The organism is Nonomuraea sp. LPB2021202275-12-8 (assembly GCF_037044575.1).
Classification (GTDB): domain Bacteria; phylum Actinomycetota; class Actinomycetes; order Streptosporangiales; family Streptosporangiaceae; genus Nonomuraea.
On the sequence record NZ_JBAHWD010000034.1, the window covers coordinates 15,333 to 29,960 of the forward strand.

Here is a 14,628-nt window from a genome sequence, read left to right on the forward strand (position 1 = left end):
GGTGCACGACAGGGGCTCTCCGACCACCACAGCACCGCAGGAGCGCACATCTAGAAGTGACAGCGCTTCCGCAATCGAAAGGACAGTATGAACCACTCCGCCACCCAAGACCATTCGAGCCGCGAAATCTTCAACATGCTCGCGTACCGGTGGGACATCACCGCCGCCCTTGCCCTTGTCGAGGGTCGCGAGCCGAACGCCGTCATCTCGGTTGCTGATGCGGCCATGTGGCTGCCCCTGATCGTCATCAACCAAGCCCATGCAGCCGTCGCGGACCTCAGCAAACCCCTGCTAGTCGCTCCGATTCACGATCCCAAGAAGGCCGCGCAGCCCTTCGCTGGCTATCTCACCATCGACGGCTGGCACCGCATCTACCGGGCCACCTACGAGTGCGTCGAGACGCTCCCGGCCCATCTCCTCACCACTGAAGAGGAGCGACAGATCCGCCTTGAAGGCGGCCGCGCTCACTGACCAGGAAACGGACATGCGCACAAACACGTGTGATCAGCCTGAAGACCCATACGAGTACACCGTCGCCGGAAGTCCCGTGGCTGTCTCTCGCCACGACGACGGCAACACGATCTACACCGGCCCACTGCCCGGCCGCCGGACCCTCGACGGCAGCCTCGCCGAAATCACCCCCGACCAGGCCGAGAAGCTGAAGCGCTCCCTCGACGCCGCCCTCATCCAGGAGAAGAACTAATGATCACTCTGCCCGCTCACTACCTTCAGGCTGTGGAGGACCTCGCGGCCGACGCCATCGTGAAGAAGATGGCCGCCAGGATGCCCGACCACGCCATCGAGAAGTTCGTCGACGCCGACGGCAATCTCCGCTACGACTTCATGCGGGCCGCCGCGGAGGAGTACCTCCAGTCGGGCGGCCAGCACCGGGGCCCGATAGGCGCAGTTGGGCACGCGATGCTGCGCCTGCGCGGGAATCCGGCCCCGGCCGAAGCATCCACGTCGAGCCCGGTTCCCGGCGAGGCGCCCGCCCCAACAGCCGAGGACCCTGCCGAGCTACCGCAAGAGAGCACCAACCCGACTCAGAACCTGGTATCGACGGTGGTCGCCGTGGACGACTTGCCCTCCTGCATCCACGGCCCGGACTGCCAGCACCAGCGATGCGAGCGGTACGGCTGCGGGGAAAGCGACTGCTGCCGATGAAGCGAGAGATCCGCTCGAACTACCGGCTCATCCTCACCCCGGACCTGCGGGACGCCTTCCCGCGAGGCGACCACGAGGCGGCCCTACTCCAACTCAGCGACATGTGCGCCGCCATCCGCCGCCACGTGGACAACGTGGCCCAGGTCAAGGTGGAGTTCGATACCCGCTCCGTGTGCTCGTTCTGCGGCTACGACTGGGAAGAAGTCACCGCTGCAGACCTCTCATCGCACCCGGACGACTACGAGGGCCACGTGCTCGGCGAGCCGATGTGCTGCGACCAGGCCGCGACCGAGTTCCGCGCCTCCCTGAAGGAGACCGCCCGATGAGCAACTTCCCCCACCGCCGGTTCCCTTGCGGCCCATGCCCTTGGAAGCGCACCGCCACCCCGGGCGAGTTCCCGGCCGAGCGGTACGTCGCGCTGCGCGCCACGTGCCCGCCCGACGAGAATGGCTTCCCTCCCCCGCCCGGAACGCCGATGTTCGGCTGCCACGTCGGCGAGCCCGGCACCGGCGAGGACCTCGCCTGCGCGGGCTGGCTCGCTGTCGAAGGGTTCGAGCACCTCGGGGTTCGTGTCGCCCTGAGCGACGGCCGGATCGACCCCACCGCACTCGAACCGGGCCTGAACTGGCCGGACCTGTACGACTCGTATGAGGAACTGGCGGCCGCCAACGGCGCCATGCTGGCGGTCCACGGGGAGCGAAGCCCATGAGTGCGGACAGCCGCCAGGGGACAGCCGCCAAGCACCTGGCCGTCCTCGTCGAGACACTGGGCCGGTTTCTCGCTACAGCTGAGAACGGCCGGTGGGATGCGGCGCTGGACCGCCTGATGGAAATTCGTGAGCGGTCGATGTTCCTGTCAGAGCAGATCGCGCCGACCCGGTTGGACCCGGTCAGGTTGCTGACCGATGCCCGTGCCCTGATTCCTCAGGAATGGGCGGATCGCGTTCTCACGTTCGTGCTGACCCGCGAGGAGATCAGACGCAGACCCGAGGAGGAGCAGTGAGGGTGTACCGCGCCAAGCTGATCGAGCTGCTAACTGATCCGGGCCAGCTCGCCCTGCCGTTCGACCACGCTGAACAGCTCGTCGCCCAGATCGAGGATGTGGTCTACGAGGCCGGGTATGAGATCGTCCTCAAGGTCAAGCCCGCTGAGCGGCCCAAGCCGACCGTGGTCGGGCCCACGAAGTCGATTACCAGCCGTGAACTGGTGGCCGGAGTATTCATTCAGCGGTACACCGCGCTGGCCCGCGGCGGCATGGTGTGGTCGCATATACCGTGCTGCCCACGGTGGGTTCACCTGCTGGCAGACACCGAGCGGGAAGTCACGGTGCGGTGCCAACCGTGCGGCGTCGACTACACCGTTGTCTTGGTCAGCGAGAACGACGGCGGGTACCTGGCCGTGTTCGAGGTCACGCGAGAAGATGCACCCACCCTGTCCCGGAACCGACCCAACGCCAGGCCGATCGTCTGATCGATCGCAGGACGTTGGTTCATATGTCGTCGATTTGAAGGCCCTGGCTCTCCTTGAGCCGGGGCCTTCTGCTTTGGCAGGACTATCAAGGAAGGCCCAATAGGTGTACTAGTTGTCGGGCTGCCGGGGTACCGTAGATGGGTGACCAAGCCCCCATCCTCCGACGAACGCTCCGCCAAGGCCGCGACGCCAGGCCAACGGGTAGCGGCCGGCGTGCTGGCCGACATCGAGGCGGGCCGGCTGAAGCAGGGGGATCAGCTTCCGTCCGAGCCGGAGCTTCAAGCCGTGTACGGCATTGGCCGCGCAGCGGTCCGCTCGGGCCTGGAGCGCCTGCGCGAGCAGAACAAGATCGTCACCGTGCACGGCAGCGGGTCCTTTGTCGTCGGCCACGGTCCGCCCGAGCCGCCGATCTCCAACAGCGGCCGACTGGTGAAGGACATTCGAGACGGCATCGCGTCGGGCCGACTCAAGCCCGGGGATCAACTCCCGAAAGAGCCGGAGCTGATGGACACCTATCGTCTGTCATCGCCAGCGATTCGCGCAGCTCTCCGGCAACTCCGCGAGGAGGGCTTGATCCACTCACGTGGCCGGTTCGGCCGGTTCATCGGCCCCGAAGGCACTACGGTGCGTCGAGAGCCGACAAAGGGGGAGACGATCGCCGAAACGGTAGCCTCCCGAATCCGCGCCGGCCACTACCATCCCGATGAGGGCCTACCAGGCGAAACGCTGCTGGCGCAGGAATTCGGCGTAACCCGGAAAGTAGTGCGAGCTGGGCTCGCGCTACTGCGCGACCAAGGGTGGGCGTACACGATCCCGCACAAGGGAACATTCGCCAATAAAGCTGATAAATGGCCGATGTCGGCGGATCACTAGAAGACCGTGTCTTAGCAGCCCTGCCCAGGCTTCCCGCCTGGGAGAATCCCCCCATGCCAGAGTCGCGAATCAGCCCACCGCTACGGCTTCTCATGCTGGGCCGCAAGCTGACGGCCCTGCGTGATGCCGCCGGCCTGACGTGCAACCAGGTCGCGAGCCGCCTGGACTGGAGCCCCTCGAAGGTCTCTCGCCTCGAACGTGGCCTCAACGCCTACGCCACCCCGGGTGAGCTCACCCGCCTTCTTGCCCTCTACGACGTAGACGCCAGCGTGCGCGCGGAATGTCAGGACCTGCTGCGCGCCGGGCGCATTACGCCGCCCTGGGAGGAGCACAAGCGTGGCCTTGGCGCCCTTGTCGATTACGTGGTGTGGGAGACCGAGGCGTCACTGATCCGGCATTGGCATCCGCTGCTCATCCCTGGTCAGCTCCAGACTGAGGCGTACGCCCGCGCTGTTATCGCCGCCGGCATGCTGGAACCCGACGAGGCTCTTCTGGCTATGAAAGTCCGCGCGCGGCTGGCCAGGCAGTGGATCACCTATTGCGACAACCCGGTTCATCTGCACGCACTCATTGGAGAGCAGGCGCTGCGGCAGCAGGTAGGCGGGCCGGCGACGATGGCGGCACAACTCGACAAACTGGTGCTCGACACGAACAGGCCGAACATCATGATCCAGATCATCCCCCAGGAACGGGCAGTCGGCCTGTCCAGCGGATTCGTCATGCTTACGCTGCCGAATCTCGGGGAGGTGCTGTTTCTGGAGGCGGGCACCGCGGGCATAATCGACCAAGGTCCGCGAGTCGTCGAGTTCAAGAAGCGCTTCGGCTACTTCCTCGATCGGGCCCTGCCCGCCGATCTGTCCGCGGGCCTCATCATGGACATACGGAAGGGCCTTGAGTGCTGAGCGACCAGTGGATCACCGCCTCCGAATCCGGCGACTGCGTCGAGGCGCGCCGGACCGAGGTCGACCGGGTGGAAGTACGGAACAGCAAGCGCCCGGACGAGGCAACCGTCTGGTTCACTGGCTCCGAGTGGCGAGAGTTCATCGCCGGCGCCCAGCGCGGCGTGTTCGACCTTCCCGAGTGGAAAGTTAGCGCCACCCCTGCATGCGCTGCATCTCACTGATGATGACGCGCCTGTAGGCGACGTCCCGCTGAACCTTGGGCTGGCCGGACAGGATCGCAGCCACGACGCTGACGATGCCGAGCATGGCCATGGTTACGGTGAGCAGTACGTGAGCTCCACTCAGCGCTAGCTCGCAGATAAGCAGAGCGTAAGCGATGCAGCCGCTGACAGCGACGGTGTGGGCGAGACGTCGTGCGCTCATGCATGTTCCTTAGCCAGTGGATGCTGTTTGCGTGCCATGTCACCGTAGTGAGTCATGACCGTGTCGCGATATGCCGCTGTGCTGCGCTGTTGCTTGATCGTTACTGGGCGCATCGGGTTGACTGACAACAAAGTGTCATGGCCCTGAAACGTCACTGATAATTCTGGACATGCCAGAATTCAACTATTTATATGGTCCCTTGCGAAGCGCACAGTGCGTAACGCCCCTAAGCAGGAAACCGCTTGCCGTGGCGACGCCGCGCACGCCTTCCCCATGAACACTGCTACAGAAAGTCACTCATGATCAAGCGCCTCCGCACCATACTGGCCGCTCTCGCCGTCGCCCTCCTCCTCACCGTTTCCGTCTCGATGGCGGCCCAGGCAGAACCCGTAGAGCCGCCCACGCCGACCGCTACGGATTCCAACTCCACGGCAGCGCCCAGCCCGACTACCACGGACAGCAGTTCCACGCCCTCACCCAGCCCGACCACCAGCGCCACCGCGCCGGCCGCCAAGCCGGGCACTGTGCACACGCACACCGAGACGACGCAAACGGTCACTCATCCCGATGGATCCAAGACCGTTACCAAAACCGTCACAGACACGGTAACCACGACCACCACTACGACCACGAAGGTCCCTGCGAAGAACTCCGACGCGGGCGGTTGGTGAGATTGGGTCCAAGCATCAGGCGCCACGTCACCGCAGCGGCCATCGCCGTCGCCGCTGCGGTGACGGCCGCGGTGATAGCCACCGCCACCTCCGATAACGCCGTTCTCGTGATGCTCGTGTGGATGGCCGTTGCCTGGCTGACTACAACCAAGGCCCTTACGCTCACCCACGCCGTCATGGACTACCGACGCGCGCGCCGGCTCGGCCAAGAGCACCTGAGGTGGCTCACGACAGTGGCGGACAACCGTCCGCACATGGTGGACGTCGACTAACAGAACAAACGGGGATCGAAAGGAACGACGACGTGAAGTCCGGCCTGGGCATCGGGGAAGTTGGGGAACGGCTCTATCACTATCTGGTCGAGCACGGGCCCACGCCCGCAACCGATTTGGAACGTATCAGCGGCCCAGAGGTCGAGGACGCGATCACTAGGCTTCGAGATGTGGGCCTGGTGGTCGGGGAGCCTCCGACTGCCCGTCATCCGGACTATGCCCTTAAGCCGCTCGTCGCGACCGCCGAGGCATCCCTCACTCGGCTCCGGACTCAGGCGACCGAACTACGAGACCTGTACGACAGCAAGACTGCCGCCACGCGAGGACCGAACGCGCCAGTAGAGGTACTGACATCTCGCCAGCGCATCGGCGAGACGTTGGATGACCTGACACTCGGCGCGCACCGAGAAGTGCTGCACTTCGTCACTGCGCCGTTTGCGCCGCTGACTGTGCTCCACGCTCCAGGCGACCCGGCGCGCCGCAACCCGGACGGTACGGTGCGCCGACCCAGGCGGCGCTTCATCTACGAGAAGGCCGTACTCCAAAACGAGGCAGCCATGGCCGGCCTGCACAACGTCGTTGCACTTGGCGCCGACGTACGAGTTGTCGCCAAGGACCTGCCGTTCAAGCTGGTCATCTCCGACCGAGAGCGGGCACTGGTCCCACGGTTCCCCCGTGGCTTCTCCGATCAGGTGTCCTCGCTGCTCATCAGGGGCGGCGCACTGGTCGAATGCATGCTCGTGGTTTTCGAGCACTACTGGTCCGAGGCCACGCCGCTGGAAGCTGACTACAACGGGTTCGGCCCAGCGGCCGCGAGCGCCATCGATGAACAGGACATGGCCATCCTGCAGCACATCATCGCAGGCCAGACTGATGACAGCATGGCCAGGTTAATGGGCACCAGCAAGAGCACCATTCTGCGCCGCGTCAAGCGGATGCGCGAGCTCGCGGGGGTAGACACCAGGCCGGCGCTGATCTTTCATGCCGCCCGGAATTGGATGAGCTAGTCAGCGGGCGCGAAGCATTTGTATCTGCTGGTCGTAGGTTCGTAGCACCAGTTCGAGGTGTTGGAGAAGGGTCTCCTCCATGTTGGTGCGCTCCTCGTCGGTGATGCCCGGCAGAGAGCGGATCTCTCGCAGCTTCTCCTGCAGTTCGTCCTGGATGTGTTGCGGCGTGATCGAGGGGTCCAGGCTGGCGCGCGGTGCGTCAGTGGCGGAGTGCTTGGCGATGATCTCACGTAGCAGGCGGGCGGCCTCGGGCCGGCCGACCTCTTCTACCTGGCTTACTGACGCGCCCACCGCCCAAGCGACCCAGGCGTAGTCGAGGTCGCTGGCTCGAGCTTCGCCACTTTCGATGCGGCGCAGTTTGTTGGGGTAGAAGTTGTAGCCCGCCGTCTTGGCGATGCGGTCGGCGACGGCCTTGAGAGAGATCTCGGGCAGGAGTTCGTCTTGCCGGGTGCGTAGGCGGAAAAGGAGTCCTGCGTCGGCGGGCCTGTGTGGCGGCTGGGGCACGGCTGGTCCTTCTACGTGGCGTATTTGTCGCAACAGTACCAACGGGCGCGCCATACCGCACAGAAGTTCTGCACATCAATTTCACATACTGTAGTTAAAGCACGACTGTATGGACTGTCACGATTGTCTTCAGAGTACTCTCAAATTGGACAAGCGCGACACGTGCGCGATAGGGTCGAAACGTCGGATAGCCCTGTCCGATCCAAGATCAACAGGGTTTCCGTCAACGCATATCACCAGCCAAAACGGGACCGAATGGCGGAACCACCACGTCAGGCGAATAGCCAATTCCGCCAGCGGTACCGCAGCCAGAACCCAGGAGAACAATGACCATCACCCAACCGCCGCCCGCTCTCCGTATCACCGGCGAGCGAATCGACAGCCTCGTCGACGCGATCACCAACCAGCGCATCAGCGATGTCGGCGTAGCCGCCCGCAGCCGCCTCATCCACCTGCTTGACGAGGACAGCGCGGCAGCCGACCGCCTGATCAACGAACGCACCCGGGATATCGAGAACGACCCGGTGTACCGCATCGAATGCGAATGCCTGCCGAACCCGATCGAGTTGGCAGCCGTCAACGCCAACCACCTCGCCGACCAGCTCGCCGCCTACCTCGGCTACTACCACGACCTGCCGTGCGAAATCTCCATCGACCTGGAACAGGGCGACGGCCAGGTGATCCCGCGCGAGGGCGCCACTCGACCGCTGTTCGTGACGGAGATCTCGCCGCTCTACACCGTGACGTGGATGACGAGGGACGGTGCCCGCGAGATGAAGCGGATGCCCGCTGACCGTTTCAAGGACCGTCTCGGCAAGAATCTCGCCCGCCGCGCAGCCCTGGCTCCCAACCACGCCAGCCGCGTGTGGGACATCACCGTTCGCGACCAGTCCGGGCGGGACATCACCTCCGAGTTTCCCATGCTCACCCCGCACAGAGACGAAGGCGTACTCCCCTTCGCCGAGGCATACGTCCCGCTCGACACCCACCCCCTTCAGGTGGTCGCTCACATGGAGAAGCTCGTCCAGCGCTACCCCGACGTGTGGGAAGGGGGCGTCCTCGACGGGCTCGGCATCTTCCACTGGAAGCGGAGCGGCTTCCTGGTCGAGGTCCAGACCGTGAAGGGCGGCACCGCCGCGTGCATCCCACTCCGAGTCGCCATCCACCGCATCAACTGCGCCGCGCTCGGCCTACCCATGAGCACCAACGAGAAGGCGGTTGAGCGGCTGGTGCGAGTCGCCGAAGGTTCGCCCCGACTGGACCGTGCCACCCTCTACCAGCTCGCCATCGGCGAGGGGACGGAGACGGCCGCGTGACCACCGACCCGGCGCCCCGCCCGCCCCTATGGCGCGACCCCACCAACCCCGCCGAACAGGCCATGACCACCTACGACGAGTGGGTCTATCGCCGCGAGCAGGAGGACCAGAACTGATGCTGGGACAGATCAAGAAGGGTGACCGGCTCCGGGTCACGCTCCTCGACTGCTACGTCGAGTCGGTCTCCACCACGCAGCGTGGGCGCTTCCTGCACGTCATGTTCCGAGACCACGGCAGCGCCCTGAACGTGGGCCCGCTCCCCGTGACGGCCGAACTCCTCAAGGTCGAGGCGCTCACCCCGTACAACTGGCCGCCTCGAAAGGACGACGTGTGGGAGGACGGCAGCGGCCTGAAGTGGTTCGGCGTCTGCCCGATGGGCGAGGACAAGGTGACCTTGTTCAGCGCCAGAGGGAGCTATCCCGCGGACGGGCTCGACGAACTGCTCCTGACGAACGGTCCGTGGCGGCTTGTCTACCGCAACGACGATGAGCCGCCGTTCTGATGACAACGCTCACCACGCCCACCGGCCGGTTCCTCGGCCGGTGGGCCTCCGGAAGCCCCGAGTGGCACCAGGCGCGGGAGCACCGCATGACTGGCTCCCGCATCGCGGGAGTGGTCGGCCTGTCCAAGTACGCGTCCCGCTACAGCACCTGGTGCGAGATGGCGGGCCTCGTCAAGCCCGACCCGCAGAACGAGGACCAAGCCCGCGGCCACTTCCTCGAAGGCGGGGTCGCGGACTGGTTCGCCGCCGAGCATCCAGAGTTCAAGCTCGTCGAGGCCGGGACGTGGATCCACGCCGACCCCGAACGGGACTGGCAGCTCGCCAACCCCGACCGGCTGCTCCTGCAGCACGGTCGCGTGGTCGGCGGACTTGAGATCAAGACCGACGAGAGCGGCCGAGAGTGGGGAATGCCGGGCACCAACGAGATCCCCGTCCACTACGCCGCCCAGGTCCAGTGGTACATGGACACGCTGGGCCTGGACTGGTGGAAGGTCGCCGTCCTCGTCGGCCGCGGCTTCCAGTTCCGTGAGTACCACATCGACTACAACCCAGACGACTCCGAGTGGATGCGCGAGCAGGCCGAGAAGTTCCTGGTGAGCATCGCCTGGGACGAGATGCCCCCGGTCGACGGCCATAAGGCCACCGTCCGCACCGTCCGCAAGCGGCATCCGGCCATCGATCCCAACCTCGTCTACGACATCTCGCCCGAGTTGGCCGATCGTTGGCTTCCCGCCCTGTCGGAGGAGAAGACGGCCCTCGCCGACGCTAAGGCGGCTAAGGCCCGCGCGGAGCGGGTCCGCGCTGAGCTGCTCGACGCGATGGGCCTGGCCGGCCGCGCCCGGTACGGCCACGACAACGTCGCCCGCCGCCAAGCCAAGAGCGGCGGCATCCCCTATCTGGTCGTCGAGTCCGACCTTCCCACCCCTGATCTGCAAGGAGTCGCAGCAGCATGACCGCTTCCGAAAACCTGCCCGCCATCCGCAACGCCTCGCTGGCTGACCGGATCGAGTACTCCCAGCAGCTCGCCTTCGCGAACCTGCTGCCTCCCCAGTACTTCAAGCAGCCCGCGAATGTGCTGTGGGCCATCGAGTTCGGCGAGTCCATCGGCGTGGATGCGATCACCGCGATCACCGAGGTTCACGTCATCAAGGGCAAGCCGTCGTCGTCGGCGGGCTTGGTCTCGGCTCTCGTCCGTAAGGCTGGGCACCGGATGCGCACCTGGGTGGAGCGTGACGAGAACGGCCGCCTACTCAAAGCCGTCTCAACCATCGTCCGCAGCGATGACCCCGACTTCGAGTTCAAGTCCGAATGGACCATCGCCAGGGCTCAGACAGCAGGGCTGCTCAAGCAGAATGAAAACTACGGCAAGTACCCCGAAGCGATGCTCAAGGCCCGCTCCCAGACTGAAGTGGCGCGCGATGCCTGCAAGGAAGCCCTTTGCGGGCTGGGCTACACGCCCGAGGAGCTCGGCGCCCAGGTCAACGATGACGGCTCAATCGTCATCACCGAAGCCACGGTGGAGGCAGGCTCGTCGATTCGCCAGGCTGCGGCGGCTGCCCAGGAGGTAGACGGCAAGGTCATGGCCACCAAGGACCAGCTCCTCCGCCTGGCCAAGCTGATGGACGCCAAGGGCGTGACCGACAAGCTCGGCTACCTGCACCTCATCCACCCGGACTACACCTTCCGGTCGGCCGCCGACCTGACGTCGGCCCAGGCCGCGGCAGTGGAGAACGCGCTGGGCCGGGGCGAGCATCTGCCGTCCGCCCCGCAGGGCTCGGAGGAGGCGCAGGCGAGCACCGCGCCCGCCAACGAATCGGTCGGCCCGGTGCCGGACGAAGAGAAGCCCGCTGCTGGTGAGCAGGAGGCTGCGGCCTCCGAGGAGGAGCCGGTGGAGGGGGACGTTGTCGAGGACGGGCCCGCCGATCCTGCGGACCTTCGCACGCTCGGCATTCTCATGACGGAGCTGGGCATCACCCCGCACAGCGGCACAGGTTCCAAGAAGCTGAACGACGAGGCTCGATTCACCTGGTTGTCGGGCTTCCTGAAGGTCAAGGTCGAGGGCTCCACGAAGAACCTCACCTACGACCAGGCGCAGCGTGCCGTGACCGAGCTGAAGCGGCTCCAGGTCGAGCGCGCCAAGCGGCGCGCCAGCCTCTACAAGCAGATCAACGAGTCGTTCAACCGGCTCGGCATCACCAGCAGCGAGGACCGTTTCCAGGACCTGTCCATCATCCTGGAGCGGCCCGTCATGAACGCCGACAACCTGACGTTCGAGCAAGTGGAAGCGGTCGCCGAACTGCTAGAACAGGCTCTCGACACCGAGCAGCCTCGCGCTACCTGGGAGGCGATGGCCAACGCCGCCAGGCAGGTGGCCGAAGCCAAGGCTGCAGAGGCTGAGCAGCCGGGCGGAGACTTCTGATGGCGTCCACGGAGGTCGCCGTCCGGCACGTCGTGACCTTCAAACGCCCACACTTTCGCGCTCCCCGCATCGAGGCTCCGCTTCTCCAGCCGTTGCCGAAGAACACGATGGACCCTCGCTGGCTGGCATGCGCGAACCACCACACCGCATGCGACTGCCGCGAGGCCGAGCTGGCTGAGGACCTGGCCGAACTCCGGTGGGAACGGGATCACATGCTCCGTGTGCTCCGCGAGGAGCTGACCGGACACGCGACCTGGGCCTACCGCGACGACAACGAGCGCGACCAGATCGCCGAGTGCAAGTGCACCGGATGCATGATCGCCCGCCGCCTGGAGCTCTACTCCATCGGCGGATCGGCCTTCACCCGGTGCAGCGAGCCCGGCCCCACTCGATAAGCCCCGTCCGGGCGTCCGCGCACAGGCCAGGACGCCCGGACGGCACCAACCCCACCCCTCATCTGGAAGGACGTTGGCATGACCAGCGACAACACCGCGAACGACAGCAACCCTCTCGGCATCAATGCGAGCGACCCCCTCGGGCAGTACTTCACTGCCGACACCATTCAGATGCTCGTCGGCCAGCGCAACAGCCTCCTTGGGCAGGCCGAGCAGATCAAGCAGCGCGCCGACCACGAGACCGGAGCCCTGAAGCGGCAGGCACGCCAGATCGAGGCCCTGATCCGGTACGCCGACCAGAACCGCGACCCCAACAGCGGTGGGCAGCCCCCGGAGACTAGCGAGTGTGCAGGCTGCGGCCGGACCGCCCACTGGGTTCCCGGCTTCGGTTGGTACCACCAGGTCAACGGCCAATCGGTACCTGCCGGCGAGCACTGCAAAAGTGAGCCCCTCCCCGTCCCCGCCGAGCCGGCCCGACTTCCCGAGGCCAGCCGCGCGTGACGATCAAGCTGCTCCCGGACGGGTCGATCGACCCGTCCGGAATCGACTACCAGCAGGAGACTGGCCCGTACTGGGTCGTCTTCGTGAACAACGCGGCGGTCAAGCCCGACTGGCCACTCCCCTACGCGTACGCCGCGCACGAGTGGCAGCGGATCGCCGCGCAGACGGTCGAGAACGGCGGTCAAGACCGCGTCGAGCTCGTGCAGTGCACGCCCGAAGAACTCGACTGGGCACCCGTCAGTGGTGCCCAGTGAACCGCCGCCGCGGCGACCGCCCCGACCTATGGGCTCTCGTGGCGCTGCTGGTACTGGCCGTCACGGTCGCCATCGCCATCCTCACCACATCCCCCTCCCTCCTGGGAAGCGAGATCATCCAATGACCACCCTCACCACCGTTCCCAGCAAGTCCGACCTCCGCACGGGTGCTGCCGACCTGCTCAAGTCCGCTGGCTGGATCAAGGGCAAGTACTGCCGGACCGACGCGAAGAGGACCGGCGTATGTCTCGTAGCGGCGATCAGCCTCGCTGCGGGCCTGCCCGCCGTCGCGCTGGCCAGCCTCAAGCCGCACTCCAAGGACGCGGACTACCTCGCCCGCTGGGAGGTTGCGCAGAACCTGTGCTCCGAGATCGCCACAGCGCTCGGCCGGCCCGACCACGAGATGGCGCCGACGCGGTGGCTGTCGTACTGGAACGACAAGCCGCACACCACCCTGGCCGACGTGCTCGGCGCGCTCGAAGGCGAGGCCGCCTGATGGAAGAGTGGTGGTACCGGCTCACCCGCCGTCAGCGCTGGCTTGTCGTCGCAGCCGTGGCCGCGTACTTCACCCTCAGCTTCGTGAACTCGGGTATCTGGGCGTTCGTCACCGTCATTCTTGTGCTCGCTGTCTGCTGCCCCCTGAGCTACGCCTTCGGCCAGGAGGCGGCGCGGCGCTACCTCAACCGTCGCCTGGAACTGACGGATAACCAGTACGAGAACGCCGTCAGTACGGCGATGAGGGCCGTACAGGATAACGCGCAGCTCACCGGCGAACTGATCGCGACGCGGAAGGACCTGGCCGCTGCACATCTACGCCAGGCCACGCTCCGCGCCCGCCTCAACGAGGCCGGGATCGCTCCGCCTATCGACGACACCGAGGAAAGCCGCCTCGTCACGGAGGCCCAGCTTCACCCGTGAGAGACCTCCTGCTCCATCTCCTGGCCGCGGTCGGCACGATCACTGTGTCGGCCGCGGCTGCACTGCTGCTGTACGGCTGGCGGTTACACCGGAGACATCAGCGGACCTCCCTCGCCCGGCGCGACGAACGGGCCCGCGCCCTGGAACCAGAGCACGTGAACGGCCAAAAGGGCCTGGCCGCATGGCTGACCTACATAGTCGATCACGACCTACACAAGATCGATATCCCGAAGGAGTGGAAATGACGATTCCCCGCGTGGCGGGCTGTGACATATCGCTGACCAGCACCGGCCTGGCTTTCAACACTGGCTGGTGCGGCACTGCCGGCCGCGACGGCATCACCTCGCTCCCGATCGACGTTCGGACCATGACGATTCGCGAGCAGGCCGACACCATCCTGCTCCACCTGCAGACTGCCGACCTCGTGCTCATCGAGAAGTTCGTGCTCGCCCGGGGCAAGGCCGGCTCGGGCGGCGCCGGAGAGCGGGCCTACCTGTACTACCTCGTCGTCGATGCGTTGATCCACCAGATCGGTGTCCCGCTCGTCGAGGTCCCCCAGGCCACGCTCAAGATCTACGCGACCGGCAGTGGCAACGTGAAGAAGGACGAGGTCAAGGACGCGATTGCCCGCCGTCTGCCCCTGTTTGTGACCAAGGGCAATGACGACATGTGCGACGCCGCCGTGCTCGCCGCGATGGGCTCCGACCACCTCGGCCATCCCCTCGCGACCATGCCGAAGACGCACCGCCGGGCACTCGACAGCGTGACGTGGCCGGCGGCGGTGGCCGCATGACTCGCCTGATCGCGTTCCTCGCTGTGCTTGTCGCCACCTCGGGCGCCTCATGGGTCATCTACCAGGACAGCAAACCGAGCGGGATCCTCCTGTTTCTCACCTGCATGGTCGTCTTCGTCGCGCCCACGTACTTCCGGCTGATGGGCATCAGCCCCAAGCGCGACGACACAGAGCCGAGAACCTGATGCCCCGACGCAAGCGCGAGGAGACCGGCGAGCCCCGTCATCGTGGACGGCCAGGTCGTC

General features: G+C 65.8%; 27 protein-coding genes. 25 read left to right on the plus strand and 2 right to left on the minus strand.

The genetic code is table 11. From position 1 onward, the window contains the following. The first annotated feature begins 87 nt into the window (after positions 1–87). The 10 genes from V5E28_RS39185 to V5E28_RS49765 all read left to right on the plus strand — a co-directional run bounded on the left by V5E28_RS39185 (position 88) and on the right by V5E28_RS49765 (position 4,629). Positions 88–471, plus strand: coding sequence for a hypothetical protein (locus tag V5E28_RS39185; RefSeq protein WP_336214721.1), 384 nt, complete (start codon positions 88–90; stop codon positions 469–471). A 76-nt stretch (positions 472–547) separates the two neighbouring features. Continuing rightward, positions 548–703: a hypothetical protein gene (locus V5E28_RS39190; protein WP_336214723.1), complete on the plus strand. Its 156-nt coding sequence runs from the start codon at positions 548–550 to the stop codon at positions 701–703. Further along, positions 703–1,164: a hypothetical protein gene (locus V5E28_RS39195; protein WP_336214724.1), complete on the plus strand. Its 462-nt coding sequence runs from the start codon at positions 703–705 to the stop codon at positions 1,162–1,164. The genes V5E28_RS39190 and V5E28_RS39195 overlap by 1 nt, the downstream gene beginning before the upstream one ends. Then, on the plus strand, positions 1,161–1,490 hold the full coding sequence (locus V5E28_RS39200; RefSeq protein ID WP_336214725.1) for a hypothetical protein: 330 nt from the start codon (positions 1,161–1,163) through the stop codon (positions 1,488–1,490). Before V5E28_RS39195 ends, V5E28_RS39200 begins: the two co-directional genes overlap by 4 nt. Continuing rightward, positions 1,487–1,873: a DUF6283 family protein gene (locus tag V5E28_RS39205; RefSeq protein ID WP_336214726.1), complete on the plus strand. Its 387-nt coding sequence runs from the start codon at positions 1,487–1,489 to the stop codon at positions 1,871–1,873. Before V5E28_RS39200 ends, V5E28_RS39205 begins: the two co-directional genes overlap by 4 nt. Continuing rightward, positions 1,870–2,166, plus strand: a complete 297-nt coding sequence (locus tag V5E28_RS39210; protein ID WP_336214727.1) for a hypothetical protein — start codon at positions 1,870–1,872, stop codon at positions 2,164–2,166. The genes V5E28_RS39205 and V5E28_RS39210 overlap by 4 nt, the downstream gene beginning before the upstream one ends. 2 nt (positions 2,167–2,168) lie before the next feature. Further along, positions 2,169–2,633 (plus strand): hypothetical protein, encoded by a 465-nt coding sequence (locus tag V5E28_RS39215; RefSeq protein WP_336214728.1) that lies wholly within the window; start codon positions 2,169–2,171, stop codon positions 2,631–2,633. 141 nt (positions 2,634–2,774) lie between these two features. After that, entirely contained in the window at positions 2,775–3,506 is a 732-nt protein-coding gene (locus V5E28_RS39220) for a GntR family transcriptional regulator (RefSeq protein ID WP_336214730.1), read from the plus strand. A gap of 53 nt (positions 3,507–3,559) precedes the next feature. Then, complete coding sequence (locus tag V5E28_RS39225) at positions 3,560–4,408, plus strand: helix-turn-helix domain-containing protein (RefSeq protein ID WP_336214731.1); 849 nt, start codon at positions 3,560–3,562, stop codon at positions 4,406–4,408. Then, on the plus strand, positions 4,402–4,629 hold the full coding sequence (locus tag V5E28_RS49765) for a DUF397 domain-containing protein (RefSeq protein WP_442945936.1): 228 nt from the start codon (positions 4,402–4,404) through the stop codon (positions 4,627–4,629). The genes V5E28_RS39225 and V5E28_RS49765 overlap by 7 nt, the downstream gene beginning before the upstream one ends. Here the strand turns inward: V5E28_RS49765 and V5E28_RS39230 are convergent. Further along, complete coding sequence (locus V5E28_RS39230; protein WP_336214732.1) at positions 4,595–4,831, minus strand: hypothetical protein; 237 nt, start codon at positions 4,829–4,831, stop codon at positions 4,595–4,597. The genes V5E28_RS49765 and V5E28_RS39230 overlap by 35 nt on opposite strands. Positions 4,832–5,130: 299 nt before the next feature. Here V5E28_RS39230 and V5E28_RS39235 point away from each other — a divergent pair, with 299 nt between their 5' ends. Together V5E28_RS39235 and V5E28_RS39240 are read left to right on the plus strand one after the other, a co-directional pair. Further along, complete coding sequence (locus V5E28_RS39235) at positions 5,131–5,502, plus strand: hypothetical protein (RefSeq protein WP_336214733.1); 372 nt, start codon at positions 5,131–5,133, stop codon at positions 5,500–5,502. A 304-nt stretch (positions 5,503–5,806) separates the two neighbouring features. Further along, complete coding sequence (locus V5E28_RS39240; protein WP_336214735.1) at positions 5,807–6,781, plus strand: hypothetical protein; 975 nt, start codon at positions 5,807–5,809, stop codon at positions 6,779–6,781. On the opposite strand, the gene V5E28_RS39245 is transcribed toward V5E28_RS39240, so the two are convergent. After that, positions 6,782–7,285, minus strand: a complete 504-nt coding sequence (locus tag V5E28_RS39245; RefSeq protein WP_336214736.1) for a hypothetical protein — start codon at positions 7,283–7,285, stop codon at positions 6,782–6,784. Positions 7,286–7,611: 326 nt separating this feature from the next. On the opposite strand from V5E28_RS39245, the gene V5E28_RS39250 reads away from it, so the two are divergent. From V5E28_RS39250 to V5E28_RS39310, 13 genes are all read left to right on the plus strand, one after another. Further along, entirely contained in the window at positions 7,612–8,601 is a 990-nt protein-coding gene (locus V5E28_RS39250) for a hypothetical protein (protein ID WP_336214737.1), read from the plus strand. A 115-nt stretch (positions 8,602–8,716) separates the two neighbouring features. Continuing rightward, the gene (locus V5E28_RS39255) at positions 8,717–9,103 is read left to right on the plus strand and encodes a hypothetical protein (protein ID WP_336214739.1); all 387 of its coding nucleotides are present in this window, start codon (positions 8,717–8,719) and stop codon (positions 9,101–9,103) included. Continuing rightward, positions 9,103–10,056, plus strand: a complete 954-nt coding sequence (locus V5E28_RS39260; protein WP_336214741.1) for a lambda-exonuclease family protein — start codon at positions 9,103–9,105, stop codon at positions 10,054–10,056. The genes V5E28_RS39255 and V5E28_RS39260 overlap by 1 nt, the downstream gene beginning before the upstream one ends. Further along, positions 10,053–11,522, plus strand: coding sequence for a hypothetical protein (locus V5E28_RS39265; protein WP_336214742.1), 1,470 nt, complete (start codon positions 10,053–10,055; stop codon positions 11,520–11,522). Before V5E28_RS39260 ends, V5E28_RS39265 begins: the two co-directional genes overlap by 4 nt. Continuing rightward, the gene (locus V5E28_RS39270) at positions 11,522–11,917 is read left to right on the plus strand and encodes a hypothetical protein (RefSeq protein WP_336214743.1); all 396 of its coding nucleotides are present in this window, start codon (positions 11,522–11,524) and stop codon (positions 11,915–11,917) included. The genes V5E28_RS39265 and V5E28_RS39270 overlap by 1 nt, the downstream gene beginning before the upstream one ends. Positions 11,918–11,995: 78 nt before the next feature. After that, positions 11,996–12,418 (plus strand): hypothetical protein, encoded by a 423-nt coding sequence (locus tag V5E28_RS39275; RefSeq protein WP_336214745.1) that lies wholly within the window; start codon positions 11,996–11,998, stop codon positions 12,416–12,418. After that, positions 12,415–12,672 carry a hypothetical protein gene (locus V5E28_RS39280; RefSeq protein ID WP_336214746.1) on the plus strand — a complete coding sequence of 86 codons (258 nt, stop codon included), beginning with the start codon at positions 12,415–12,417 and terminating at the stop codon, positions 12,670–12,672. The genes V5E28_RS39275 and V5E28_RS39280 overlap by 4 nt, the downstream gene beginning before the upstream one ends. Continuing rightward, positions 12,669–12,797, plus strand: coding sequence for a hypothetical protein (locus V5E28_RS39285; protein WP_336214747.1), 129 nt, complete (start codon positions 12,669–12,671; stop codon positions 12,795–12,797). Before V5E28_RS39280 ends, V5E28_RS39285 begins: the two co-directional genes overlap by 4 nt. Beyond that, positions 12,794–13,168, plus strand: coding sequence for a DUF6197 family protein (locus tag V5E28_RS39290; protein WP_336214748.1), 375 nt, complete (start codon positions 12,794–12,796; stop codon positions 13,166–13,168). The genes V5E28_RS39285 and V5E28_RS39290 overlap by 4 nt, the downstream gene beginning before the upstream one ends. Continuing rightward, positions 13,168–13,590, plus strand: a complete 423-nt coding sequence (locus V5E28_RS39295) for a hypothetical protein (protein ID WP_336214750.1) — start codon at positions 13,168–13,170, stop codon at positions 13,588–13,590. Before V5E28_RS39290 ends, V5E28_RS39295 begins: the two co-directional genes overlap by 1 nt. Next, positions 13,587–13,835 (plus strand): hypothetical protein, encoded by a 249-nt coding sequence (locus V5E28_RS39300; protein ID WP_336214752.1) that lies wholly within the window; start codon positions 13,587–13,589, stop codon positions 13,833–13,835. The genes V5E28_RS39295 and V5E28_RS39300 overlap by 4 nt, the downstream gene beginning before the upstream one ends. Further along, a complete protein-coding gene (locus tag V5E28_RS39305; RefSeq protein WP_336214753.1) occupies positions 13,832–14,383 on the plus strand; it encodes a hypothetical protein in 552 nt (183 codons plus the stop codon). The genes V5E28_RS39300 and V5E28_RS39305 overlap by 4 nt, the downstream gene beginning before the upstream one ends. Beyond that, positions 14,380–14,568: a hypothetical protein gene (locus V5E28_RS39310; RefSeq protein ID WP_336214755.1), complete on the plus strand. Its 189-nt coding sequence runs from the start codon at positions 14,380–14,382 to the stop codon at positions 14,566–14,568. Before V5E28_RS39305 ends, V5E28_RS39310 begins: the two co-directional genes overlap by 4 nt. Positions 14,569–14,628 lie beyond the last annotated feature (60 nt).

Coding starts and splice junctions, on each gene's coding strand:
- V5E28_RS39185 (WP_336214721.1), top strand. CDS start 88: ATGAACCACTCCGCCACCCAAGACCATTCGAGCCGCGAAATCTTCAAC.
- V5E28_RS39195 (WP_336214724.1), top strand. CDS start 703: ATGATCACTCTGCCCGCTCACTACCTTCAGGCTGTGGAGGACCTCGCG.
- V5E28_RS39200 (WP_336214725.1), top strand. CDS start 1,161: ATGAAGCGAGAGATCCGCTCGAACTACCGGCTCATCCTCACCCCGGAC.
- V5E28_RS39205 (WP_336214726.1), top strand. CDS start 1,487: ATGAGCAACTTCCCCCACCGCCGGTTCCCTTGCGGCCCATGCCCTTGG.
- V5E28_RS39210 (WP_336214727.1), top strand. CDS start 1,870: ATGAGTGCGGACAGCCGCCAGGGGACAGCCGCCAAGCACCTGGCCGTC.
- V5E28_RS39225 (WP_336214731.1), top strand. CDS start 3,560: ATGCCAGAGTCGCGAATCAGCCCACCGCTACGGCTTCTCATGCTGGGC.
- V5E28_RS39230 (WP_336214732.1), bottom strand. CDS start 4,831: ATGAGCGCACGACGTCTCGCCCACACCGTCGCTGTCAGCGGCTGCATC.
- V5E28_RS39235 (WP_336214733.1), top strand. CDS start 5,131: ATGATCAAGCGCCTCCGCACCATACTGGCCGCTCTCGCCGTCGCCCTC.
- V5E28_RS39250 (WP_336214737.1), top strand. CDS start 7,612: ATGACCATCACCCAACCGCCGCCCGCTCTCCGTATCACCGGCGAGCGA.
- V5E28_RS39255 (WP_336214739.1), top strand. CDS start 8,717: ATGCTGGGACAGATCAAGAAGGGTGACCGGCTCCGGGTCACGCTCCTC.
- V5E28_RS39260 (WP_336214741.1), top strand. CDS start 9,103: ATGACAACGCTCACCACGCCCACCGGCCGGTTCCTCGGCCGGTGGGCC.
- V5E28_RS39265 (WP_336214742.1), top strand. CDS start 10,053: ATGACCGCTTCCGAAAACCTGCCCGCCATCCGCAACGCCTCGCTGGCT.
- V5E28_RS39270 (WP_336214743.1), top strand. CDS start 11,522: ATGGCGTCCACGGAGGTCGCCGTCCGGCACGTCGTGACCTTCAAACGC.
- V5E28_RS39275 (WP_336214745.1), top strand. CDS start 11,996: ATGACCAGCGACAACACCGCGAACGACAGCAACCCTCTCGGCATCAAT.
- V5E28_RS39290 (WP_336214748.1), top strand. CDS start 12,794: ATGACCACCCTCACCACCGTTCCCAGCAAGTCCGACCTCCGCACGGGT.
- V5E28_RS39295 (WP_336214750.1), top strand. CDS start 13,168: ATGGAAGAGTGGTGGTACCGGCTCACCCGCCGTCAGCGCTGGCTTGTC.
- V5E28_RS39305 (WP_336214753.1), top strand. CDS start 13,832: ATGACGATTCCCCGCGTGGCGGGCTGTGACATATCGCTGACCAGCACC.
- V5E28_RS39310 (WP_336214755.1), top strand. CDS start 14,380: ATGACTCGCCTGATCGCGTTCCTCGCTGTGCTTGTCGCCACCTCGGGC.